Source organism: Nonlabens sp. YIK11 (assembly GCF_001413925.1).
Classification (GTDB): domain Bacteria; phylum Bacteroidota; class Bacteroidia; order Flavobacteriales; family Flavobacteriaceae; genus Nonlabens.
Genome location: NZ_LBMJ01000001.1, coordinates 1,256,278 through 1,279,361 on the forward strand (window position 1 = coordinate 1,256,278; position 23,084 = coordinate 1,279,361).

General features: G+C 42.9%; 24 protein-coding genes. 15 read left to right on the plus strand and 9 right to left on the minus strand.

The features are described 5' to 3' along the window. The 13 genes from AAU57_RS05595 to AAU57_RS05655 all read left to right on the plus strand — a co-directional run bounded on the left by AAU57_RS05595 (position 1) and on the right by AAU57_RS05655 (position 10,713). Entirely contained in the window at positions 1-345 is a 345-nt protein-coding gene (locus AAU57_RS05595; RefSeq protein WP_055411979.1) for a hypothetical protein, read from the plus strand. 96 nt (positions 346-441) lie between these two features. Then, entirely contained in the window at positions 442-1,137 is a 696-nt protein-coding gene (locus AAU57_RS05600) for a hypothetical protein (protein WP_082438554.1), read from the plus strand. Further along, positions 1,134-1,580 carry a hypothetical protein gene (locus AAU57_RS05605; protein ID WP_055411981.1) on the plus strand — a complete coding sequence of 149 codons (447 nt, stop codon included), beginning with the start codon at positions 1,134-1,136 and terminating at the stop codon, positions 1,578-1,580. The genes AAU57_RS05600 and AAU57_RS05605 overlap by 4 nt, the downstream gene beginning before the upstream one ends. Before the next feature lie 85 nt (positions 1,581-1,665). Then, positions 1,666-2,559, plus strand: coding sequence for a hypothetical protein (locus tag AAU57_RS05610; RefSeq protein WP_055411982.1), 894 nt, complete (start codon positions 1,666-1,668; stop codon positions 2,557-2,559). 2 nt (positions 2,560-2,561) lie between these two features. Then, the gene (locus tag AAU57_RS05615) at positions 2,562-3,482 is read left to right on the plus strand and encodes a hypothetical protein (RefSeq protein ID WP_055411983.1); all 921 of its coding nucleotides are present in this window, start codon (positions 2,562-2,564) and stop codon (positions 3,480-3,482) included. A 31-nt stretch (positions 3,483-3,513) separates the two neighbouring features. After that, entirely contained in the window at positions 3,514-4,425 is a 912-nt protein-coding gene (locus AAU57_RS05620) for a hypothetical protein (RefSeq protein WP_055411984.1), read from the plus strand. Beyond that, entirely contained in the window at positions 4,418-4,771 is a 354-nt protein-coding gene (locus AAU57_RS05625) for a hypothetical protein (RefSeq protein ID WP_055411985.1), read from the plus strand. The genes AAU57_RS05620 and AAU57_RS05625 overlap by 8 nt, the downstream gene beginning before the upstream one ends. 73 nt (positions 4,772-4,844) lie before the next feature. Beyond that, positions 4,845-6,890, plus strand: a complete 2,046-nt coding sequence (locus tag AAU57_RS05630) for a hypothetical protein (protein WP_055411986.1) — start codon at positions 4,845-4,847, stop codon at positions 6,888-6,890. An 8-nt stretch (positions 6,891-6,898) separates the two neighbouring features. After that, positions 6,899-7,630 carry a hypothetical protein gene (locus AAU57_RS05635; RefSeq protein ID WP_055411987.1) on the plus strand — a complete coding sequence of 244 codons (732 nt, stop codon included), beginning with the start codon at positions 6,899-6,901 and terminating at the stop codon, positions 7,628-7,630. 30 nt (positions 7,631-7,660) lie between these two features. Beyond that, positions 7,661-8,611: a hypothetical protein gene (locus AAU57_RS05640; RefSeq protein ID WP_156340004.1), complete on the plus strand. Its 951-nt coding sequence runs from the start codon at positions 7,661-7,663 to the stop codon at positions 8,609-8,611. Between the two features lie 95 nt (positions 8,612-8,706). Further along, positions 8,707-9,672, plus strand: coding sequence for a hypothetical protein (locus AAU57_RS05645; RefSeq protein ID WP_055411989.1), 966 nt, complete (start codon positions 8,707-8,709; stop codon positions 9,670-9,672). 9 nt (positions 9,673-9,681) lie between these two features. Then, positions 9,682-10,053: a hypothetical protein gene (locus AAU57_RS05650; protein ID WP_156340005.1), complete on the plus strand. Its 372-nt coding sequence runs from the start codon at positions 9,682-9,684 to the stop codon at positions 10,051-10,053. A gap of 12 nt (positions 10,054-10,065) precedes the next feature. After that, positions 10,066-10,713 (plus strand): response regulator, encoded by a 648-nt coding sequence (locus tag AAU57_RS05655; protein WP_055411991.1) that lies wholly within the window; start codon positions 10,066-10,068, stop codon positions 10,711-10,713. On the opposite strand, the gene AAU57_RS05660 is transcribed toward AAU57_RS05655, so the two are convergent. After that, complete coding sequence (locus tag AAU57_RS05660) at positions 10,710-12,671, minus strand: sensor histidine kinase (RefSeq protein WP_082438555.1); 1,962 nt, start codon at positions 12,669-12,671, stop codon at positions 10,710-10,712. The genes AAU57_RS05655 and AAU57_RS05660 overlap by 4 nt on opposite strands. A 113-nt stretch (positions 12,672-12,784) precedes the next feature. After that, a complete protein-coding gene (locus AAU57_RS05665; RefSeq protein ID WP_055411993.1) occupies positions 12,785-14,467 on the minus strand; it encodes an aromatic amino acid hydroxylase in 1,683 nt (560 codons plus the stop codon). Positions 14,468-14,514: 47 nt separating this feature from the next. On the opposite strand from AAU57_RS05665, the gene AAU57_RS05670 reads away from it, so the two are divergent. Continuing rightward, positions 14,515-15,081, plus strand: a complete 567-nt coding sequence (locus AAU57_RS05670) for a TetR/AcrR family transcriptional regulator (RefSeq protein WP_055411994.1) — start codon at positions 14,515-14,517, stop codon at positions 15,079-15,081. On the opposite strand, the gene AAU57_RS05675 is transcribed toward AAU57_RS05670, so the two are convergent. Next, positions 15,078-16,190, minus strand: coding sequence for an alkene reductase (locus tag AAU57_RS05675; RefSeq protein WP_055411995.1), 1,113 nt, complete (start codon positions 16,188-16,190; stop codon positions 15,078-15,080). The genes AAU57_RS05670 and AAU57_RS05675 overlap by 4 nt on opposite strands. Before the next feature lie 149 nt (positions 16,191-16,339). Here AAU57_RS05675 and AAU57_RS05680 point away from each other — a divergent pair, with 149 nt between their 5' ends. After that, a complete protein-coding gene (locus AAU57_RS05680; protein ID WP_055411996.1) occupies positions 16,340-17,413 on the plus strand; it encodes a hypothetical protein in 1,074 nt (357 codons plus the stop codon). Between the two features lie 97 nt (positions 17,414-17,510). Here AAU57_RS05680 and hisIE read toward each other — a convergent pair whose 3' ends face one another. The 6 genes from hisIE to AAU57_RS05710 all read right to left on the minus strand — a co-directional run bounded on the left by hisIE (position 17,511) and on the right by AAU57_RS05710 (position 23,038). After that, the gene (hisIE, locus tag AAU57_RS05685; protein ID WP_055411997.1) at positions 17,511-18,170 is read right to left on the minus strand and encodes a bifunctional phosphoribosyl-AMP cyclohydrolase/phosphoribosyl-ATP diphosphatase HisIE; all 660 of its coding nucleotides are present in this window, start codon (positions 18,168-18,170) and stop codon (positions 17,511-17,513) included. A gap of 141 nt (positions 18,171-18,311) precedes the next feature. Continuing rightward, entirely contained in the window at positions 18,312-19,130 is an 819-nt protein-coding gene (hisF, locus tag AAU57_RS05690) for an imidazole glycerol phosphate synthase subunit HisF (RefSeq protein WP_055411998.1), read from the minus strand. Then, entirely contained in the window at positions 19,127-19,891 is a 765-nt protein-coding gene (hisA, locus tag AAU57_RS05695; RefSeq protein ID WP_055413685.1) for a 1-(5-phosphoribosyl)-5-[(5-phosphoribosylamino)methylideneamino]imidazole-4-carboxamide isomerase, read from the minus strand. Before hisA ends, hisF begins: the two co-directional genes overlap by 4 nt. Positions 19,892-20,036: 145 nt before the next feature. Continuing rightward, on the minus strand, positions 20,037-20,681 hold the full coding sequence (gene hisH / locus AAU57_RS05700; RefSeq protein ID WP_055411999.1) for an imidazole glycerol phosphate synthase subunit HisH: 645 nt from the start codon (positions 20,679-20,681) through the stop codon (positions 20,037-20,039). Further along, positions 20,678-21,787, minus strand: coding sequence for a bifunctional histidinol-phosphatase/imidazoleglycerol-phosphate dehydratase HisB (hisB, locus tag AAU57_RS05705; protein ID WP_055412000.1), 1,110 nt, complete (start codon positions 21,785-21,787; stop codon positions 20,678-20,680). Before hisB ends, hisH begins: the two co-directional genes overlap by 4 nt. A 66-nt stretch (positions 21,788-21,853) precedes the next feature. Next, complete coding sequence (locus AAU57_RS05710; RefSeq protein ID WP_055412001.1) at positions 21,854-23,038, minus strand: pyridoxal phosphate-dependent aminotransferase; 1,185 nt, start codon at positions 23,036-23,038, stop codon at positions 21,854-21,856. Between the last annotated feature and the right edge of the window lie 46 nt (positions 23,039-23,084).

Consider the following 23,084-nt stretch of genomic DNA (forward strand, 5'->3'; position numbering starts at 1 on the left):
ATGGGAATGTGGTCGTACACTATAGCTATATTTTTAGCAGCACTCGCCGCTATTCTCATCGCGTGGATCTTTACTAAAAATAAAGACGATAAAACCAGATATTACGCGCTTGCCATTCCTTGTATGATTTGTGCGGTTTGGGCACTGGTTTTTTGCTGGACCTGGTTCTATTATCTCAATATTTTTCTGGCATTACCGGCACTATTGATCTCCGTCGTCTTGTTCTATTTTGTTAGAAAACTAGGTTCTAAAGAACGACTGACTAAGATCATTCTCTGGAACTATGCGCTTCTGGTGCTATTGACAGTGACTTCTGCCATTTTCTTTGGGGTGTTTCACTGGTAATAGTTAGTTCGCTTTCCTGCCTGCCGGCAGGCACGGCGCGAAAGCGTTACACTCCACATACTTCATTTCTCCCATTAACCTTTTAAATCAACTCTCATGAAATCATTAATGATCCTCTTTTTACTCCTCTTTGGCTTGGCGATTCAAGCACAAGACAAATCCGTGGCGCCTGTAAATCCAGTTACGCTCAAATATAAAGCCACGCATCATGGCTATTTGGGTCCCGTGAAAACCGTGGACCAACTTGAATTTGATCGTCAAGGCCGCCTGGTTACTGAGACTGGCGACAGCCCCAAGAAATTTAAATATGTTAAGGATGCCATCCTTGTGGAACAATTTGGACAAGTCTTTACCTACAAGCTCAATGACAAGAATCAAATTACTGGCTACACAGTTGCCAGCAGTGACGATGCTGGCAGCTATACCTATGATGGCAACGGTAATCTAATAGAGGAAATAACTACCAGCGATGGTGACACAAGCCGATTGACCTACACCTATGACGATCAAAATCGGTTGATCTCTACGACCGACTGGCAAGATGATAAGGCTTACACCACCAACTATTCCTACAATGGTACGCCCGAAAACCTGATGATTCGCCAGACAAGGGCATTTGATAGAACCGCAACAGTTGACTTTGTTTACAACAATGGCGTGATGGTCAATTACATATTTATGGGCGCCGATAATTATGAAGACGTGGTTCTCGACGATTATGGCAATATTATAAGCTTCTACAGCCCAGCCTACGACACTACCCAAGAACACGTCATTACATATTATCAATGACGACCATGGCCACCAGATTGATGAACCAGAAGGAGCGACGTAGCTTAAGACGCAAGTTGATGGGTTATCTGTTGCTATTGCCGGTGTTGCTGTTGTTTTACGCGCTGGCCTATTATTTTGAAAACTTGCCCCAGTTATTTAGGCTGGCTGCATTTGTCATTCCTACCATCGCATTTCTCATGTTTGCTGGTCTTGCGTACAAACAGTGGAAAGACCTTGCCCATGGCGAGGTACGACTGCTTAAAGGCGCCGTGACTGATAAAGTCAACTATTCCACCTATAGCAACACAGGAAAGCATAGCAGCAAGTCAAAATATATCGTGATGAACAACGCCAAATATTATTTGGGCGACAAGCACTTCCATCAGGTACATAAGGGACAAATCATTGAGCTAGGTATAGGTTTTCATAGCAATACGGTGCTGTCCATAAATGGTAAATGAACTTTACGGCAGTTGCCCTATGGCATCATACTCTTAATAGCTGCAATTTTAACGCATCATAATTCTAACCATCAATAAGATTATCATGATTAAAAAACACTACATCAGTCTATTGCTTATCGCCACGATCATTCTTGTCTCATGCAACTCGGCAACCAGTCAAGCAGAAAATGATTTGGCCGTAATGAATGCACCTGCCGGTACAACAGAACTGGTCGAGAAAACCATGATCTATAAATATGCGAGTGACGAGCTCAAGCTTAAAAGTACCTCGACATTTACCTTTAATGATGAAGGCAAATTTCTGACCCACAAACAAGTGTTTCCTGAAGGGCAAACCATTTCCCAAAACTACACCTATGACGATCAAGGCAGGCTGAGCAAGATCGTGGATCGCAATTCTAATTACGATCAGGAAATCATCAAGACCTATTCCTATGAAGGTACGAACCCGCTAGTAATCAAGGTGACGGTAGAAAACGGTCAGAACTATGTGCCCAAAATCGTCCAACATTTTGAGGGCGATAAAAAAACTGTGGAAGAGATCTACAATAATGATAACGTCTTGCGTGAGCGCACAGAATTTGGCGACGATATGCAGACTATTACCTACTATACCAACGATGGTAAGCTTAGTTCCAAACGCGTCAAGCAATTCAAAAACGGCGTTGAGGTCAAATCCACCACGTATGATGCAGACGGTAACCCTACCAGAGGTGTTGAATATGAGCTGGACAACAACGGTAACCAGATAAGATCCTGGATGCTGGATCAAGATATGAACCGTGACAGGGAAAGTTACGGCTACTATTACACCTACGACAACGATGCTTGGGTGTTGCGTGTGTCGCGCGAGATACGCGATTATGGATCTGGAATGGTTGCAAATCTTGCCGTGAGAGAAATCAAGGGCGAGACAAATGCCTCCATTTCAGAGGATGAGGTCATTAAGGAATTGAAGAAGATTAAAATAGACTAAGGATGAAAAAGATAGCAGCGATGTTGATGGTTTTCGCTTTCGCGAAAGCGAACTCCCTACAAGCACAACACATCATACTTAATGACTTTAAAATGCCGTTCAAACCTGTGGAGGTTTCCTGGGAACACTACGATGTCAAAGCACCCGTAAAGCAGATTGAGATTGCGGTTTATGAGAGAGACAAAGAGGAAAAAGTGGTGCCGCTGGAATTTAAGGGTTACGTTTTTAACGATAATGGCACGATCAAGCAGTATGTGGATCAAAACCAATTTATCCAGAAAGGCGTTGAGTACAACTATAAAAACGGCAAGCTGGTAGGCGAGATGTCCGGTTCCAATTATGGTGCTAATAAGATTGACTATATCGTCAACAATGATGGGCAGATCAAGTCAATTGGCACCGCTCATTTTATGTATGAAAACGGTAGGTTGAGCCAGACTTATTATCCACAACAAAGTGATAAAAAGGATTATTATAGGTATTACGGTCCCGTGACTACGATTGAGTCGACGCCGTCTAGTGATTATTTTGTTTTTTACAAGGATCAGATCCTTTTTAAAAATAAGGACGATAGCCCGTATGTAGAGGCCTACTTATATCCGTTTGATGGGACCAGTAAATTTTTCGACTTGGATAAAGCAGGTTCTAATGTTCGAAAACTTAAAGACCTAGCGGTAAGTGATGTGGCGGCTTATAACAAGTTCATCAGTTCCCAACTTACTGAATCTGACAGGAAGGCACCGCTGTCTGTTTCAAAAACCAACAAAAAAGGCGACTGGACCGCAGCGATTTATAAACCTCAGCATGATCCATCGGTGCATAAATATTACTTCCGCAAGATTACTTATGCAGATGGAACCGTGAGTGGTGATGTGGTGGTGGATGAAGCTTTTATCAAGCAAAACTCTAAACAGCGCCAGTAATTTTTCAATCAACCTCTTAAATTTTCAATATATGAAAGTAGCTCTAGCCAGTTTGTTCTTTCTTTTTATAGGATGGACCAGTATCGCTCAGGAAAAACTCCAACTAAGTGAGTATGATTTTCCAGAGAAAACCATAGGTGTAAGTGAACGTCAGTACGATTTCCAGAACTACAATAAAAGCTGGAAGGCCGGCAGGACCGTTAACTATAAATTTAATAAAGGTAATTTGATCTACCAACGTACGGCCTATGGATTAGGTGGTGGTACCGATTCCTATGAACTCTCATATAACGATAAAAACCAAATGGTACATAGAATTCACTTTCGTACCGGTTCAAAGACAGATGGTAAATATGAGTATGACTATGTCTATACAGGTACCAATCCAGTCACGATAACTGAGGCGGCCACTCATAGCCGATCCTACGCGCCTAAAACGGTTATTTCCTATAATGCAAAAGGAGAGAAAAGCCAGGAAGATTCCTATAACGGCAATGATAAGTTGACGGCAAGAACTTCCTATTTTCCAGACCAGACCATTCAAGTCGTGTATGATGGTGACCGACTGTGGCAAAAAAGAGTCACTAAACTCAAAAAAGGCAAAACGGAAGAGTACACGGTTTTTGACAAAAATGATCAGGTCATCTCCCAAGAAACCTTCAAATACAAAAAGGGAAACTTGATAAGCAAAACCACCTTGAAAAAGGATGGTTCCACTAACACTAGACCCTATACCTATAAGATGATCAACGGCTTTGAAGTCGCCCGTATCGAGATCTATGAAGGATATGACAAAAAGCCTAGAATTGAAGGCTTTATCACTGAATATATCCTTGAAGATGATCAAAAAATAGGCGTCACTACTGGTAAGGAAACAGCAACTCTAGACGAGTTACTCACTGACGCCAAAAAGCAATACGGCCTCAAGAATTTTGATGAATAGCGCTTCTCAATTAGCGGTAACCACCTGCAGTATTGCCGGCGCTATTCTCGTGATCTCCATCATAGTATCTCAAGTTCTTTTTAAAAATAGAACCCATCAAAATAATGCACTCGCGATACCTTCACTTGTCCTGGCGGTGTTTGCCTTACTTACGGGATGGTACTGGTTCTATTATGCCAATTTATTTTTCACGTTACCCTTTTTTGTGGTCTCGGTAGCGCTCAACTTGATGTTGTGGAGACGTGAGCCGCGGCATCGCTGGATCAAGAGCATCGCCATTATTCAAATTTTGGCTCTGTTACTGGCGCTGGTGACGGCCATTTGGTTTTCGTTAGAGCGGTCTTGAAATTGACTTTACGTCAATTGCCCTATTTCAGCGATGGTTGATTTAGGGCAATTTTGGTTCAAAGAACCAACTCATGAAACATGTTTTACTGATTTTAATGGTATTCGCTTTCGCGAAAGCGGACTTTCTACAAGCGCAAGTGCATATCGACATGGTCAACGCTCCCATGAATCCCGTGGGACAATATTACACTGAATTAGCGGCCAGAAACGTCAAGGGATCTGTTTATAGTGTGGAATACAGAAAATATTCTAGAGATGGAAAACAAGAATATAAACCTAGTGATTACAGCTTACAGGAAGCCATCGCTAACAAAAAGTCTTTTATAGAAATGAAAAACGGCTTGATCACCATAGAGAAGCCTAGTTATTCAGACTCACCGACCTACTACGCCTATGATAGTCAAAAATGCCTGACTCGTGAAGAGAATCAATTCTGGATCCACAGCTATAAATATGATTCCCGCAAGAGGTTGATGGAAACCAGTAGTTACAGGAAAGAGGATAAAACCACAAAAACCACCCAGTATACCTATGAACAGAAAGGAGATATGTTGTGGGTGACAAGCACGAACACTAATAGCGATGGCACAACGTATTATGGTACCACAAAGTTCAAGAATGGTCTTCAAATGGAACTATCCTGGGGTAGTGATCCACCTATAAAATATGAGTACACGTTTGACCACAAGGGTAATTGGATCACTCAAAAAGTCATCAATCCGCGATATACCACAACCATTACCGGTCGCAGCATTGTTTATTATGACGATGTGGACAAGATCGTTCAAGACCGCAAGCTCAACTGGGAAAAACTACCCTTTGTGGAAGGCAGCAAAGTAGTGATCCCTTATGTCATGTTACATGGTCGCCCGGTAAGTAAACAGTGGATGGGCGGAAGATCCATCAGCAACGGCGCCCTGTTCTACATTGACGTAGGACAGCATTATTATCTGGGTGACGGTGGTTATGTATCAAACGAAGATTTAGGAGTTAAAGGAATCGCGCCGGAAGTAGCAGCAGGAAGCCCATACGTTATGGAACATCACGATGGATATATTAAGCTTTATGATAGGGGCACACCCTTGAAAAACTTTAAAGGCCGCTATTATGGCAACAGCTATTACGTGGTAGATAGCACGCTGCAAAGACATTACACAGTTCCCGATTATAAATCTGAAAACGGATTTTATAACGCAGAGTTAAAAATAGGTGACTACATGGCTTATGGTCAGGATCCTCAAAAAAATGAATTCCAGATCATAGAGAATGGTGTCTTGATGGAGGATTATTCCAACACCAGCTGGAAGACTATTGAAAACGGAGATTTTGTTTTTATGAAAGCGGGCAAACCGGTTTATGTCCTCACTGGCAGCTCCTCCAATACAGAGAAGAAACTCTACCTGGGTAGAAAATACAATGGCGAGAAGCTTTTTGATTTTAAACCTAAAAAATCAGAATCTGCTGGTAGTGTAGAGACTGTACCCTTTAATAAAAATGCGACCATAGAGGTTAAGAAAACAGGAGAAACCACCTTTCAATTTTACCAAAACGGGCTGCGTATTGAAAATCCCAAGTACTTCACAATAGCCCTAGGCGATATGGACCTGCTGTTTGGTTATGGCTTGGAAGATTTTGTAATCTCAGATTACAAGAACATTGAAATGGATGGTGTTGCAAATGCCAGACGTATAGCAAAGGAAAACGAGGTGATCGTAATGTATAAGGATGGAAAAGCCGCCTACTTTTATAATAACGGCGCCACGATCCCGCCAGCAGATTATGCGGTGACCGTGGTACAACCAGGTCGCTGGCTGGTATATCTCAAAAAGCTCAACAAGACCATTTTTGTAGATGTAGAAAATAAAAACAACAGCCGTTTTGGTGCGAGTTATACGTACTCAGCAAACGACTGGATCCACAAAAACGAAAAAGGAGTGACCCTTTTTTCAAACGGTGAATACATCAAATTGGGCACTTTCAAATATTATCTGGATAAAGCCGGCAACGCACATTTCTACATCAATGAAAAGCCGGCCTACTATCTGGCCAACTATTCTTCAAAGACTCCTGGAAACTATGCATTGGCAAAACACACAGGTCAAACATTTGTGAAATAATCCAAGTCATGAAACAGCTTATCATTCTCGCGATCTTTCTTGCCTTCACACAAAAAGGTTTATTCCGCTCTTGTGGCGAAACTGTGGAATATTCTGCGGTAAGAGTTGCGCAAGTGCATGATGGTGCTCCCATGAATCCCGTGGTGGCCTTTTTTCATAAATCAGACTTGGCATTGAAAGGAAACGTGAAACGAGCTGGCGATGACCATTTCAACAAGGAAGGATACCTCACCGAAAGCTCTCATGATACATACCTGCACACGGCTAACTACATCAAACTCACTACTGGCGATGTGGAATATACCTATTACAAAAATGAGCAGGGACAAATAGAAAAAATGACCTATAACGGCAGTGATGATGTGGAGTATTTCACCTATTATAAAAGCGGACTTCTAGCAGGCAGCCATGGAGTTGAAAACGGTATTCCTTATCGCACTACCTACACTTATGACGATTTGGGACGCGTTACCACCTGGCACTACACCTATGGCGACGACCCCATTTCAAAGGATACTTACCACTACGAGACGTTGGAGGATAACACCCTTAAAATCACGATTGAAAGTACCAACAACCCGCAACCACAGGTTTACACTTACAAGGACGGTATCATGCGCTCTTCTAGTTTGTACGGTGAGACCACCCATTACAGCTACATTTTTGATAAGCATGGCAACTGGACAAAGCAAAGCGTCGAGAATGGTGGTGTGACTAAAAGAGTTGTTACGTATTACTAACGTTGAAAAGCCGTTTTTAAATCATAGCACATGAAAAAAGTTATAGTGATATTCATGTTTCTCGCTTTCGCGAAAGCGAACTCACTACAGGCCCAAACCATCAAATCCTACTTACCTCAAAAAACGAGACTTTCGCAATTTGAGCTCTCAAAACCTGTGGATTCGGTTATAGAATTTGAGTGGAAAATCACTGCGGATGGATCCTTGGCCCAGCGCAGGCCAGCTCATAAGCTAGTGTTTGATAAAGCAGGTCAGATCAAGGAATTTCATCACGACGATCTGGTGCGCCATTACACCTATAGCAAAGATGTATTACAAAACATCGTTACCGTCAATTCATCTTCTGGAAAAATAGACACGCTCTACCGTCGTGACGGTCTCGTGGGCCGCTATCAGCAAGAGGTTTACTATTACGACCGTAAAAATCGGCTGGATTCCATAATAGAAGATGGATTTATGGGGAAATCCATCACCAGGTTCAAATACAATGACAGCGGGAAATTGCTGGAACAACGAGAAACCGTCACTGGAATCCTTTCAGGAAAAATCATCAAGGATTTTGTAGTGCTATTCCATGAGGACGATAAGCCTTACGCAGCCTTTAATCTTGCCAATGGCGAGATGAGCTATTTGAGTACAGAAAAAGGGGTTATCGAACAGACCAATCCTGAGACCATACATGAAGAACTGAAAGAAGCCCGCAAGATGCTAAGAAGCGCAAGGTCGAGTCCTTCAGTCATAGAAAGTCCATTTGATCATTTTCAAAAATCCTACACGGGTTGGACCCTTGAAGAGCAGACTTTTTATAATGACACGTTACCATGGACGGCCAAGACCAAAATCTTCGGCGCTAGTTTACGCCAGCCGTTGCGCTGGATTGACACCGGGATCATTTATCACAGCGATGGAACCGTTAAAGGAAGTAAGCTTCCAGATCCGGATTGGCTGGCTTCTTTGCCTACACAGTTGGAAAAACTTTAGCGCACATATCGATTTTGCCAATGCACAGTGATTAAGGCAATTGCCTTATAGGTTCACGCATGATTTAATTTCAATTTTGATGAAAACAGTAAGGTATGAAAAACGTATTCTTTCTATGGGTGTTCTTCGCTTTCGCGAAAGCATACTCCCAACCATCCTATGAAAAAGATGCCAACCTGCATCAAATGTTGCCGCTCATCCATCAAGCAGATTATGGATTTGAGAAGAAAGTCACCAAAACTGAAGCCGTCTATTATCAAGCAGATAGTACTGGCTATCAACCTACATCGCTCAAGGTGCTCATTTTTAATGAGCAAGGTCTTCTAGATAAAGAATACCTACGCATCATGGGCGATTATGCCAGCGAGACCTTGATGGATTATAAATATAAAGGTCAGCAGTTGGACAGTCTGGTCAAAACGGCTAGTGCGGCCAACTTCAATACCAATGTCGTTTATGAACACGATGCCGCTGGTAGGCTTGTTAAAGAAACAGGCACAGGCGTGTATACCAATTATACCACGACCTATCGTTACGATTCACAAAATAGGATAAGTAACATCCACACGGTCAACAAGACCGGTTTTGAGATCAAGACTGATTTTGAATATAAAAACGGTGAATTGTACTGTGTCACTCAGGTAGAAGGTGATTTCACAACCGCTGAACTCCAGACCAAATATGTATTCTATGCAGGTGGCAAACCGCTTTTCTCTACCATGGAAGGCGAGAATAGAGCGGTCTATCACGAGTCTGACGTAAATCTAATGGGAATAGGTTTTGAAAGCGACAATTCCATTGCTGAGGTTCAAAAACTACTGCAACAACGCGCCAAAGATCCATCTGCCTTTGCTCGATGGATGCGTGAAACCTACCGCCAGCACGATAAACTCATGTACGCCTCAGAATCTCGCGACACGAGATTTCCCGACTGGACAAAGCGTTATGTGGTCACTAACGGCGACGGTAGGATGATTTTTAGAAGACTTTTTTATGCCGACGGTCAAGAAGTAGGTTCCACAGATTTTGACCTCATGTTCCAGATGCGCGTGGCGAGATAATCAACGATGATGGCTGCAACTCACATAGCGATGGCTGCTTTTGACCCGGCACAACTGGAATATTTACTGATGTTGGTACTTTTTCTGGTAGGCTCTGGTATAGCAGTTGGTCTGGAAATAGATCGCTTTCGCGAAAGCGAACTCAACCAAATTATAATCTCAAAGCTAGATACTGCCTATCTGGAAATACATCGTCTGCAACAACGTGATCATCTACAACAGCAACATCTCAAAGATTATGGCAGCTTGCTGCTACGATGGAATCAAGTAGTTTCTGAAGACTCCAAAAGCCTACCTAAAATGTATCGCGATAGCCTGAAAATCGTGATAGAAAATGTGCAGATGTTTATTCGATTATTTACATATCTTTCAAATAACTAACCAGTTACCTTTATGAAAATACGTTATGCCATTGTCGACGACAACTCGTTCCTGATTCATGCGACTAAAGAAAAGCTATCTTTTTTTGATGATTTTGATCTGCGTTTTACGGCGATTCACGGTAAGGACGTCCTAGAGAAATTGGAAAAGCACAGCCATATTGATTTGATCCTTATGGATATTGAAATGCCGGTAATGAATGGTGTAGAGGCTACCGCGCTGGTAAAAAGTAGGTATCCACATATCAAGATCATCATGTTGACCGTTTTTGATAATGATGACCACATCTTCAACGCGATCCAGGCAGGTGCAGATGGTTACTTGTTAAAAGAGGTCGACCCAGAATCCCTCAAAAACGGAATACTGGAAACGCTGGACGGCGGCGCGGCCATGACGCCATCCATCGCGATGAAGACCTTACGACTGCTGCGCAATCCCAAAAGCATAGAACATAAAGACGATAAGGAATACGATCTATCAACCCGAGAAACCGAAGTGCTGGAGCAACTTGCACAAGGATTGAGTTATACAAAGATTGCAGACAATTTAATCTTGTCACCCAGCACTGTCCGCAAGCATATTGAGAACATCTATAAAAAGCTGCAAGTACACTCAAAAATGGAAGCAGTAGAAAAGGCACGCAACAACAATCTTATCTAGCAAGGCACCACGGCAATTACCGAGGTTCCATTCTCAGGACTTGAAGTCAAGTTAAAATCTGCTTCAATAGCTTCTGCGCGTTCTTTCATGTAGCGCATGCCGTTTCCTGACGGCACCTGATCAGGATCAAATCCTTTTCCATCATCCTTGATCGTGACTTTGAAGGCATTCTTACCATTGAGGTCTGCTTTTTCAAAATCAATGTGGATGGTATCGCTACCCGAATATTTGATGGAATTGTTGATTGCTTCCTGTATCAAACGGAAAATATGCATGCCTTTTACAGAGTCAAAAGAATGCGCTTTATTGATCTCAGGATCAATATTGAGTAAAATTTGAGTCGTTGCAGATGCTTGATTTGCCGTGTTGATGTGAGACGTCAATCGCTCCTGAAGATCTTGGAATGAGATCTCATCATGATTCATAGCCCAGATGGTATCTCGCAACTCGCCTATGGTCTTGCGGGTGAATTGACTTAAGTTTTCCAATTTATCATTGGCGGTCTCCGGTGCGACCTGTTTGGCATAGCGCAAACTGTCCATGCTGCTTATAAGAAAGGTTAGTTGGGATCCAATATTATCATGTAGGTCGCGCGAAATACTAAGACGCTGCTCTTGCAGGCTGTTTTGTTTCTCGATTTCGGCTTGGGCTGCTTTCAATTTGCTTTCTTGTCGCAGTTGGTTATTCTTTAGTGTTTTTTGACGTATGATAAGCCAGCCTATGATCACGGCAAAGAACAGTCCCAATCCCAATAGAATGAGATAAAGATTGCGCTGCTTAGCTTCTAGTTCCTTCTGCAAAATAGCCGATTTCTGTTCCGCTAGTTCTCGGTCTTTCTTTTCAGTTTGATATTTTTTGTCGAGCTCAAGGGTGATGCCTGCGATATCATCCTCGGCCATTTTTTGCCTTAGCGATGTGTATTTGTCCAGATAGACAAAGGCACTGTCTTTTTCATTGGCATAGATATAAGCTACGTTCAAAGATGGATAAGCAATGAGTAGTCGCTCTTCGTTTTTATTTTTTTCGAATATGGAAATTGCTTCTCTCAAATTCGTAATGGCAGCATCGTAATTTCCCAGTTCTGTTTGAATGGTGGCCAGACTAACTTGCGAAGTGGCAGCCTCATTCATATCACCCAATTGCTGTTTGATGGAAAGGGATTCTGTAAAGTACACCAAGGCGTCTTCAAATTTTTTCTCGTCTGTGGCAATCAATCCCAGGTTTTGGTCTACCGCTGCCAGCGCTGTGTAGTTATTACCTGCGATGGCAAGTTCGCGAGCCTCTTCCAGGTACTCTTTAGCCAGATCCATTTGCTTCTCATTGATGTACCAGCCGCCCATGTTCATTTTTAGATTGGCTTTCTGGATGACATCATTCCCTTGATCTATAATTCGCTCTGCCCGTTTAAAGTATTCCATGGCCTGTTTGCGATTTGCCATGGAATTGTGCAGGACGCCTATATTGGTAAGCGTGCTAGCCGTAATGGGGTCGAATTGAGGATCACTCTCAAAGAACTTTAACGCCATGATGTATTGCTTCATCGCTTCTTGAGGCCTCGATGAGGTTTGATAGACGGCACCTAGATTACTGTTGATTTTTGCAACGTTTAAGGAATCGCCCAGTTTTTGATATTGTGACCTGGCATTGATGTAAGACTGGATCGCCTTGTCATACTGTCCAGAGCGATATAGGTAACCTGCTTTTTCCTTAATGTTGGTAAGGCCACCTAGAGTGTCTTTAATTCTATCAATAATGACTTGCGCACGATCATTATAATAGAATGACGAATCAATAAACATGGTTTGACTATACCAAGCCAGGTCTTGGTAGGCCTTAATACTATCTTGTGGTTCTTTGGATTGCTGGAGAGCGACACGAGCAGACTCCAGTGGCGTCATGGGGTTTTGTGCGTAAAGGCAACATCCCATTAAAAATAATAGAATGGGTAATGGTTTCATTTTCGGTAGGTTGGGTACACTAAATATAGTAAACCTACATAAATATCAAACTGAAAATATGTGATCAGGATGAAGATTATTCCGCTTTCGCGAAAGCGAATTAACTAACGACTTTACTGCAACAATTCATCAATCTCGTGGACAAGCAACCACTGCTCTGGATAATGCTCCATGACCTGAAGTTTCATTTTTTCCAATACAGAAACATTGATTTTATCGTCCTCTCGATAGGTTCTCAACTTGTGATAGAGCTCATGGATCGCAAGTTCACGTTTGGAGTATTGAGGCTTGATAGTCTTAGTGTCGCTCTCCTGCCTGCCGGCAGGCACGGCGTGAAATATGAGATCAAAACTGTGATGATCTGCCGGGCCAGCAAAGGCACTAACGATTTCCTTACCTACGGCGAGATTTAGCATGCCGTCGCTGGGCGCAAATAGAATCTCATCCTTGTAGGTCACGGTACAATCCGTAAACTGGATCAAGATCAATTTACCGTGAATATTACGCATACCGGTGACATTCAAGCCCTCTACACGTATGCCACTCTCAAAGGTAAATTCAATGCGCTCGTTGTCGTAAAAGTTGTATGCCTGTAGGTCACGCGGTCCCATATCTTCTATCGCAAGGTTGATTCCCTTGAGTTTCCCTATAGGCGACAAAAATCCGTTTTTGTGGGTGGCCGCACCGTGACCTATCAATTCCTTATCGCGATAGGCGAGCGCTGTTTTTCCTTGGGTTGCAAAAAAGATGACCTCGTTATCTTCATTCTTGATCATCCTTTTAAAAACTCCTGAAACCTGCAAACCAGTGCTTAGTTCAATAGTTCCCAGTGACTTGGAGTCTATCAGTTTTTGCAGGCCTCGATAACCGCCTTTGCGCACTGCCATGGTATTGGCAAATTCTTCCAATACTTCGCTCAACTGAGCAAAGTCTGGTGTCACATAAAGATGTGGTTGTTTGCGCGTGATATCAAAATCCTGGTAGGCAGCATCGATGGTATAGGGACGTTTCTCGACTTCAGGATCCAGACAGCTTTTACTTTCTCCTATGCTGGAAAGCAGACCAGCGCCATAAAGCTTAGGATTGTCCAGTGTTCCCACAAGTCCGTATTCCACGGTCCACCAGTGCAGATTTCTAATCAACGCCATCTCGCTGGGTGCCACTTTTTTGTTTTGGAGTTCGACGATTCGAGCTTCGGCATTTTTTATTTTTTCCTGTAGCTCGTGGTTCTCTTGATCAGAGCGTAACTCTTTTAAAATTGACAATTCTCTTACAGCCTCATAAACATCATGATCATGTGCACTTGAAATAGCCTTGCTGCCTACCTCGCCAAAACGCCTTAAATATTCTGCATAATCAGGACTGGCGATAATTGGTGCGTGTCCTGCGGCTTCATGAATAATATCTGGTGCTGGCGTGTATTCGATATTTTCAAACTGACGTATATCTGCTGCAATCACTAGAATTTTATACGCCTGGAATTCCATAAATGCCGCTGGCGGAATGAAACCATCCACAGCAACAGCTGCCCAACCTATATCCTTGAGGATGCGGTTCATGCCATACATAGAAGGAATTTCATCGATGGAGATTCCCGTTTTTTTCAAGCCATTGAGATAAGAACCATGTGCTACCTGCGATAAATATTCCACATTTTTATGCATCACGTGTCTCCATACCGCTTGATCTTGAGCAGTATACAATTCATAATTTTGCGGCTTGATAAATTGCTTGAGATGCGGCGGTAGCCTATCTATCAAGGGATTTGAGACAATCTTCTCACTGGCGTTCTTCATAGGATCAAAGCTAAATTAAAATCTGATTAAGCCATACCTTTGTGGCCATGACTACTCGTAAAAAACAGATCGTGCGCACCGCGGCGCAACTTTTTAAGCAACGAGGTTATAGCGCTGTTACCATGCGGGATCTTGCGGCAGCCATGGATATCAAGGCGGCAAGTCTCTACAACCATATTTCGGGTAAGCAGGAAATCCTGGAGCAGTTGATTCTAGAGGTGGCTCGCAAATTCACGGCTGGAATGGATGCGGTGAAGAAGGATGATGGTACCGCTTTCGCGAAAGCGGAACAACTCATAGCTCTACACATCAAAATAGCAGTGGAAAACACCGATGCTCTCGCGGTCTTGAATACCGACTGGATGCACCTGGAAGGAGCTGCCTATGAAGAATACATCGCATCGCGTAAGAAATACGAACTGGACTTCAAGCAGATTCTCAAAGAAGGTATCGCCAGCGGCGAGTTCAAAAACCTGAGTGTGGAAACCATACTGTTCAATCTGTTGAGCACTTTACGATCCATCTATTTATGGATACCAAAAAAATCAGCTACCGAAGTAGCTGATCTTAAAAAGGAATTACCCAATATTTTGTTGACGGGACTTAGAGCTTAGCTGGCTTTTTGTTCTTCAAGCGTTGGATAATCTGTATATCCTTCACGGCCTTGGGAATAAAACGTGTTTTGATCCCATTCTGCAGTTTCTGCTTTCAATTCAAACCTGTGTGGCAGGTCTGGATTAGAGATAAACAATTTACCATAAGCGACTAGGTCTGCATGACCGTCTGCAATGACCTTATTTCCCGACTCGCGATCAAATTCACTATTGATCATCAAATTGCCTTTGTAAATAGGTCTAAAATGTTTGGCAATGTCTGTTTCTAAAAAGTCGACGTCGCTCACATCTGTAAACGGTTCTGACAAGTGGACATAGGCAAGATCAAAGTTGTTCAAGCGGTCGATCAAATATTCAAAGAATGGAATCGTATCTGGTGTTCCTTCAATTCCAAATACACCATGTAAGGATGGATTCAAACGACAACCTATGCGGTTTTCTGGCCAGCTTTCTTTGACGGCCTCAAGCACTTCAAAGAAAAAACGTGCCCGATTTTCATTGGTACCGCCGTACTCATCTGTACGTACATTGGATTTGTTGTTGAAGAACTGGTGGATCAAGTAACCATTGGAACTGTGAATCTCTACACCATCAAAACCGGCTTTTTTAGCATTTGCTGCGGCGTGTCTAAACTCGCCTACGGTTTGTTGGATTTCTTCCTTGCTCATCGCATGTGGCGTCACGGTTTGTTTCTTCTCACCTTTGGCGTTGCGCAGTTCCGTATCTGGATTCACGGCACTAGGTGCCCATGGCAATTGTCCGTCATGGTAATCTGGCAATGAGGTACGGCCTACATGCCACAGCTGTAAAAAGATTTTCCCATCTGCATCGTGAACACTTTTGACTACTTTTTTCCAGCCTTCTACCTGGGCATCGTTAAAAATACCTGCGACAAAAGGATAACCTCTTGCTTTTTCTGATACCTCGCTGCCTTCTGTAATGATCAATCCTGCACCGGCACGTTGTGTGTAGTAATCGACGTGTTTTTGTTCTGGAGCTTGATGCTCGTTAGTAGCACGACATCTGGTCATGGGTGCCATTACCACACGGTTTTTCAATGCTACGGCTCCAATTTTTATAGGTTCTAATAATTCTTGTTTATCGCTCATTTTTCTGATTTTTCTCAAAGTTATTGTATGTACAATTAATTGCGGTTAAGTTCAAGTTAATTGATGAGCCCTAGTAGAATACGACAGTTGCCTTATTGATATTACGCTTTCGCGAAAGCGATATTTGAACAACTTTAAAAATATAAATCATGAAGAATATTTTATGGATTTGCTGTTTTGTCCTTTTGGGTTATGGCGTTAGTGCTCAAACGCTCTCCGACTTTAAGACCAAAGTGGACTATCTAGGTGTCAAGCCTAAGAAGAAGGCCTCAAAGGATGTCTACATCGCTAACTTCAACGTGCTGGTTGAGGTGTACCGGGAAGATATTGACTACAAAGCAAAACGCGAGTTTAGAGGAAAAGGTAGGGCAGAAGCAACTTCTCAAGCGGCCCTAGGTCTTAAAGGAGTAAATGCTGACCTGCTCCAGCAAAAAGTGGATCAACTTTATGCGGACATGGTTTCAGACCTACAAGCAAAAGGTTTCAACATCATAGGAGTGGACAAGGCTGCTGCCACAGATTTTTACAAAAAAGCAGTACCACTGAAAGGACCTGTGTTGCGCGAAAGTGTAAACCCTGGAATGCTGGAAATTATTCCTACCCAATTTAACGGCTTGGCCAGTGAAAAGGTCGCCGAAAAAGGTGATTCCAAAAAGCAAGGTATGTTTTCAGGTTTGAAATCTCTTGGGAAATTGGCTTCTGGTGGGAACAACGCTTTATCCAAAGACCTGGATGATGCCATCATTTTGGAAATCAATCTGGTTATGAGCTGGAGTGAAACCGGTGGTAGCTGGTTATCTGGTCTTGCTGGTGCCAATGCGGTGATCAAAACTAATTTGTCTTTAGGGAACAAGGCCATATCTGCACCATCTAGTGGTGGTTTTGGCTCCAGAGGAAAAGAAGATTATTATATGCTTGAAACCGACTTTAACGTGGCACAAGGTTCTGGACTCAAGAAGGTACTTTGGAAGGGTTATCTGGCAAAGTCTATCTACATAGGTGGCGTCATTGAAGATACTAAAGTAGAATCCTTCAACCGCGGTGCGGCAGCAACAAGCTATGAAAATGCTATCTACAAAGTAACCACGTGGACCAGTACTATTTCTGAAAATGCCAAAATGGTTGAGGTCGACGGCCAAAAATTTGCCGATGCACTTTACCTATCTGGATCCAAATTTATTGATGACCAAATGAATCACCTGGTGTATCAATATCAAGATTGATTTGTTGACTAACTATTCTATATGCCTTTATGATCTAGGGGAACTTAAGAGGTCTTAGAATTGGAAAGAGCCGCAGCCTTAGGGAAGTTGCGGCTTATTATTTTTTATGGCGTTTGGCAAGCTCTGCTTCGATATCAGCCAGTGAGAAACCTTTGGCTTTAAGTAGTACTAGATAATGATACATCAAGTCACCAGCCTCATAAAGAAAATCTTCCTCTTTACCGTTGATGGCATCAATCACCGTTTCAACGGCTTCTTCACCTACTTTTTGGGCTACTTTATTGATTCCTTTTTGAATCAAAGAGTACGTGTAGGATCCTTCTACTTGATCATCGATTCTTTGATGAATGGTTTTTTCCAGATCGTTGATGGTGAACTTGTCATCTTTAACTTTTTTCAGGATCTCGCTTTCGCGCCTGCCTGCCGGCGAGGAAGGAAAGTGAATTTCTTCACCAGCTTGAAAACAAGAAGTCTCACCCGTGTGGCATGTTGGCCCGTGAGCATTTGCCATGATTAGAATAGCGTCTTGATCACAGTCGTTAGAAATGCTGACCACATCCAGATAATTTTCTGAAGACTCACCTTTGGTCCATAAGCGTTTTTTGCTGCGCGAGTAGAAGGTCACTCTCTTTTCTGCCTTGGTCTTTTCAAATGCTTCTTTGTTCATGTAGCCCAACATCAACACTTGCTTGCTGGTAGCATCTTGAACGATGACCGGTAGCAATCCGTTTTCTCCTTTATTCCAATCTAATTTCATAATTATTCACTTGAAGGTGGAAACCTCTTGGATTTAACACCTTCTGTTTTTATGCGCAGTCGGAAATCTTCTATTCCCGACTACAATGTTCTTAATTTATCCAGCCGTCGCAGGACGGTTAGGTATTACAACTACTCAAATTCAGATTTTTGCTTTAGCAGGAATACGAATCGCGATTCCAGCTTCAGCCAATTGCTTTTTCAATACCGGCACGGGCAATTCTCCAAAATGGAAGATGCTTGCCGCAAGGCCAGCACTGGCATGCGTGTCTTTGAATAATTCTTCAAAGTGCTCTGCCGTGCCACCGCCACCAGAGGCGATGATGGGAATGTTTAGCTTTCGCGAAAGCGTATCTGTGATCTCCAACGCAAATCCGTTTTTGGTTCCGTCGTGGTCCATGCTCGTCAGCAAGATTTCTCCTGCACCTCGCTGCTCACATTCAATGCACCAGGCTATAGTTTCTTTATCGGTTTCGGTTCTACCGCCAGAGACAAAGACTTTGTCAGTATAGTTGTCATTCCGGGCTTGACCCGGAATCTGTTGGTCATTTTTCGCAATCCTTTTCGTATCCACGGCCACCACCACACACTGATTTCCCAACTCTGCAGCCAGTTCATTGATCAATTCAGGTCTATGAACCGCTGCGCTATTCACGGCGATTTTATCAGCTCCAGCTTTGATGATTTCTTTGGCGAGTTTCACGTCGTTGATGCCACCACCAACGGTAAACGGTATGTTCAATACCGCTGCGATTTCTCTAACAAGCGGTACCAAAGTATCTCTTTTTTCTACGGTGGCCGTGATGTCCAGAAAGCACAACTCATCTGCACCTTGATCTGCATATTGCTGCGCCAGTTGGACTGGATCGCCAGCGTCTCGCAACCCCACAAAGTTGATTCCTTTAACGGTGCGACCGTCTTTGATATCCAGACACGGTATGATTCTTTTTTTCAGGCTCATATAAACTCTCTCAACTCCTTAAAACTAATTCTACCTTCATAAAAGGCTTTGCCCACAATAGCTCCTTCACAACCCATTTCGCGTAAGCGATGTAAATCATCTGCCACCGCAACACCTCCAGAAGCTATCAGCTTGATACCATTCTCAAAATCATCTGCGGACGGAATAATAGCATCTGCTGGTTTTGTGGTTTCAATGGCTAGGATTTCTTTATACAATTCATAACTGGGTCCAGCGAGCATGCCGTCTTTGGCAATGTCGGTACAAATGACGTATTCAATGCCTTTTTTATTCCATTCCTTGATGAATTTCACCACTTCCAGCTCGCTGCTTTCCAGCCAGCCGTGTGTGGCGATCATGCCATCTTTAGCATCGGCGCCGAGTATAATCTTATTCCTGCCGTATTTCTCGATCCATCCTTCAAAAGTATCGGAATTCTTCACGGCGATGCTACCACCAGTTACTTGTTTGGCTCCGCTTTCAAACACCATCTTGATGTCTTCATCGGTTTTTACGCCACCGCCAAAATCCACCTTCAAACCTGTCTGGCTCGCAATGCGTTCCAGCACTTTCCAGTTCACCACGTGGGCACTTTTGGCACCGTCAAGATCTACCAAGTGAAGGTATTGAATGCCATTGGCTTCAAATTCCTTGGCCACCTCAAGCGGGTCTTCATTATAAACGGTTTTTTGATTATAATCTCCTTGAGAAAGCCTCACACATTTCCCGTCAATGATGTCTATTGCTGGTATTATTCTCATAAGCCAAATTCCTGCGCAGGCAGGAATCTCATGGAATCCATCACCTACGATTAATTGTAATGTCATTCCGCTGCATAGCGGAATCGGTTAGTGTTTAATTCAGGTGCTAGTTAATCAACCAGCCGGATTCCTGCGTGTACAGGAATCAGAGTTCTATAAAGTTCTTTAATAACTGCTCGCCAACTCCAGCGCTCTTTTCTGGATGAAATTGGGTTGCATAAAAATTATCTTTTTGCAAAACGCTGCTAAACGGTAATATGTAATCGCAAACCGCTGCTGTGTCCTCGCAAAGCTCGGCATAATAGGAGTGAACGTAGTACACATCTGCCTGCTGCGGTAAGCCTTGAAGGATTAACGATTGCTGATTAACGATTTTTGATTTTTGATTTGAATCTGTTTTTAATTCGTCATTCGTTGATCGATATTCCGTATTCAAACTGTTCCATCCCATGTGCGGCACTTTAAACTCGGTTGATTTGAACAACTTCACGTTTGTATCAAAAATACCGAGACATGAAGTGTCACCTTCTTCACTATGGTTGCACATCAATTGCATGCCTAGACAAATCCCAAGAAACGGCTGTTTTAGGTTAATTAATACTTGATCCAGTTCTCGTTCCCGCAAATACTTCATCGCCGTTCCAGCCTCGCCCACGCCTGGAAAAATCACTTTGTCTGCCGCTTTCAATTCTGCAGGATCGTCAGTCACCTTATTTTCAATGCCTAATCTATTGAGTGCGTTGGTGACGCTACCTATATTACCGGCGTTATATTTTACAATCGCAATCATAGCGTGCCTTTGGTGCTGGGCAACTTACCGTCGCCTGTTTGTTTGACTGCCATTTTTATCGCTTTCGCGAAAGCTTTAAACAGCGACTCGATTTTGTGGTGTTCATTGTCACCTTCTACCTTCATGTTCAGGTTGCACTTTGCCGCATCACTGAAGGATTTGAAGAAGTGGTAGAACAATTCTGTAGGCATGTCGCCCACATATTCTCTTTTGAATTCGGCTTCCCAAACGATCCATGGCCTTCCTCCAAAATCTACGGCCACTTGGGCCAAGGAATCATCCATGGGTAATAAAAATCCATATCTATTGATGCCTTTTTTAGTGGATAACGCTTTCGCGAAAGCGTCACCCAGCGCAATAGCGGTATCCTCGATGGTGTGGTGCTCGTCGATTTCCAGATCGCCATCCACCTTGATATCCAGATCCAGCGAACCATGACGTTGCAATTGCTCCAGCATGTGGTCGTAGAACTTCAATCCTGTATCGATGGTTCCATTCCCAGAACCGTCCAGATTGAGCGTGATGTTGATGTCGGTTTCATTGGTTTTTCTACTCACCGACACTTTGCGTGGTTGACCTCGCAAAAACTGAAAAATTTCTTTCCAAGAATCGGTTTTTAAGACCACCAATTCGTCTTCAAAAGTCGAAGCATCAGTTATAGATGGTAATTGAATCCCTTTACATCCTAAGTTTTTTGCCAGTTGCATATCGCTGTTGCGATCGCCTATGACAAAGCTGTTGGTCAGGTCATAATTGCCCTTGATGTAATGGGTCAACAAGCCAGTTTGAGGTTTGCGGGTAGGCGCGTTTTGTTCTGGAAAAGATCGATCAATCAAGACTTCGCTAAAAGTCACGCCTTCTTTTTCCAAAATATCCATCATCAAATTATGGACTGGCCAAAAGGTATTTTCTGGAAAACTATCGGTTCCCAAACCATCCTGATTGGTCACCATCACCAGTTCATAATCCAATTCTCTCGCGATGCGATGCAACTGGGTAATCGCCATAGGCAAGAACTCCAGCTTTTCAAAACTATCCAGTTGATAGTCTGTAGGTGGTTCCTTGACGATGGTCCCGTCCCGATCTATAAATAGTACTTTTTTCAAAATCAATTCTGAATTTTGAATTTTGAATTCAGAATTAATCTGAAATCAAAAATCGTTAATCATTATTCAATATTCTTTCAATGTCTTCATCAACACTTCACATTCCTGAGTCGTTCCCACGGTAAACCTTAATGTATTCGGGATCTGGCTGCTGCGATTACGTATGATAATGCCTTGATCTTTCAAATAATTATACACAGCGCTGGCATCTTTGACTTTGGCCAAAATAAAATTGGCTTCGCTTGGATAAACCTCTTCTACGTATTCCAGATCTTCCAGCAAGGTGCTCAACATTTCTCTGTTGGACTTGATTTCGCTTATCTGTTGATCCGTTTGATCTGTGAGTTGTAATGCTTTCAAGACTGCCGTTTGAGACAGCTCATTGACATTATATGGAGGTTTGGTCTTGTTGAACAAAGCGATGATCTCTGGTGATGCAAAAGCAAAACCGGTACGCGCACCAGCCATACCATGTGCTTTGGACATGGTTTGCAGGACGACAAGATTAGGATAATCATCCAGTCTGCGTACGAAACTTTGATTCTCGGTAAAATCTTGATAGGCTTCATCAACCACTACGATTCCATTAAAACCACCTATTAGACGATCCAGATTCTGTTTATTTTCCTTGAGTTCCCGTTCAAATTCTGGTGCATACGGCATGTCCATCATTCCACCTTTGGTATAATTTTCTGCTTGCCAATCGTGTTGTAAATCAGCTTTTAGGAGTGCATTTCCTGTTGGATTATTAGGAGAGCAGATCCATAGGAGTTTCGCTTTCGCGAAAGCGTCACTTTTTAAAATCTCTTCCATATCCAGAGAAAAGTCGCTGGTTAATGGAAACTCAACCACGTCAACATCGTTGATCGCAGCGCTCACCTCGTACATCCCGTAAGTTGGCGGACACGTAATCACACTATCTTTTCCTGGCTCGCAAAAAATGCGGTACAATAAATCAATCGCTTCATCGCTGCCGTTACCCACAAAAATCTGATCTGTAGCAATTCCTTTTTGCTCGCTCAAGATTTCTTTGATATCGCTTTGCAGTGGATCAGGATAACGATTCAGATTGCGAATCTTCAAATCCATGTCCAATATTGCTGGATCGTTCGGGTTCTCGTTGGCATCAAGTAAAGTCAAGTCAGCTCCATCGGTTTTACCGTAGAGTTGGAATTCACTGCGGGCGCTGGAGTAGGGTTTTAAGTTCCAGATGTTCTTGCGAACTATATTTTGTAAATTGAATGTACTCATGCTCCAAGCCCCTTTGTCCTGCGGACATTTCCCCAAAGGGGAAAAT

Excerpts from the sequence above, each read along its gene's own strand:
- AAU57_RS05595 (WP_055411979.1), top strand. The coding sequence starts at position 1 with ATGGGAATGTGGTCGTACACTATAGCTATATTTTTAGCAGCACTCGCC.
- AAU57_RS05600 (WP_082438554.1), top strand. The coding sequence starts at position 442 with ATGAAATCATTAATGATCCTCTTTTTACTCCTCTTTGGCTTGGCGATT.
- AAU57_RS05605 (WP_055411981.1), top strand. The coding sequence starts at position 1,134 with ATGACGACCATGGCCACCAGATTGATGAACCAGAAGGAGCGACGTAGC.
- AAU57_RS05610 (WP_055411982.1), top strand. The coding sequence starts at position 1,666 with ATGATTAAAAAACACTACATCAGTCTATTGCTTATCGCCACGATCATT.
- AAU57_RS05615 (WP_055411983.1), top strand. The coding sequence starts at position 2,562 with ATGAAAAAGATAGCAGCGATGTTGATGGTTTTCGCTTTCGCGAAAGCG.
- AAU57_RS05620 (WP_055411984.1), top strand. The coding sequence starts at position 3,514 with ATGAAAGTAGCTCTAGCCAGTTTGTTCTTTCTTTTTATAGGATGGACC.
- AAU57_RS05625 (WP_055411985.1), top strand. The coding sequence starts at position 4,418 with ATGAATAGCGCTTCTCAATTAGCGGTAACCACCTGCAGTATTGCCGGC.
- AAU57_RS05630 (WP_055411986.1), top strand. The coding sequence starts at position 4,845 with ATGAAACATGTTTTACTGATTTTAATGGTATTCGCTTTCGCGAAAGCG.
- AAU57_RS05635 (WP_055411987.1), top strand. The coding sequence starts at position 6,899 with ATGAAACAGCTTATCATTCTCGCGATCTTTCTTGCCTTCACACAAAAA.
- AAU57_RS05640 (WP_156340004.1), top strand. The coding sequence starts at position 7,661 with ATGAAAAAAGTTATAGTGATATTCATGTTTCTCGCTTTCGCGAAAGCG.
- AAU57_RS05645 (WP_055411989.1), top strand. The coding sequence starts at position 8,707 with ATGAAAAACGTATTCTTTCTATGGGTGTTCTTCGCTTTCGCGAAAGCA.
- AAU57_RS05650 (WP_156340005.1), top strand. The coding sequence starts at position 9,682 with ATGGCTGCAACTCACATAGCGATGGCTGCTTTTGACCCGGCACAACTG.
- AAU57_RS05655 (WP_055411991.1), top strand. The coding sequence starts at position 10,066 with ATGAAAATACGTTATGCCATTGTCGACGACAACTCGTTCCTGATTCAT.
- AAU57_RS05660 (WP_082438555.1), bottom strand. The coding sequence starts at position 12,671 with ATGAAACCATTACCCATTCTATTATTTTTAATGGGATGTTGCCTTTAC.
- AAU57_RS05665 (WP_055411993.1), bottom strand. The coding sequence starts at position 14,467 with ATGAAGAACGCCAGTGAGAAGATTGTCTCAAATCCCTTGATAGATAGG.
- AAU57_RS05670 (WP_055411994.1), top strand. The coding sequence starts at position 14,515 with ATGACTACTCGTAAAAAACAGATCGTGCGCACCGCGGCGCAACTTTTT.
- AAU57_RS05675 (WP_055411995.1), bottom strand. The coding sequence starts at position 16,190 with ATGAGCGATAAACAAGAATTATTAGAACCTATAAAAATTGGAGCCGTA.
- AAU57_RS05680 (WP_055411996.1), top strand. The coding sequence starts at position 16,340 with ATGAAGAATATTTTATGGATTTGCTGTTTTGTCCTTTTGGGTTATGGC.
- hisIE (WP_055411997.1), bottom strand. The coding sequence starts at position 18,170 with ATGAAATTAGATTGGAATAAAGGAGAAAACGGATTGCTACCGGTCATC.
- hisF (WP_055411998.1), bottom strand. The coding sequence starts at position 19,130 with ATGAGCCTGAAAAAAAGAATCATACCGTGTCTGGATATCAAAGACGGT.
- hisA (WP_055413685.1), bottom strand. The coding sequence starts at position 19,891 with ATGAGAATAATACCAGCAATAGACATCATTGACGGGAAATGTGTGAGG.
- hisH (WP_055411999.1), bottom strand. The coding sequence starts at position 20,681 with ATGATTGCGATTGTAAAATATAACGCCGGTAATATAGGTAGCGTCACC.
- AAU57_RS05710 (WP_055412001.1), bottom strand. The coding sequence starts at position 23,038 with ATGAGTACATTCAATTTACAAAATATAGTTCGCAAGAACATCTGGAAC.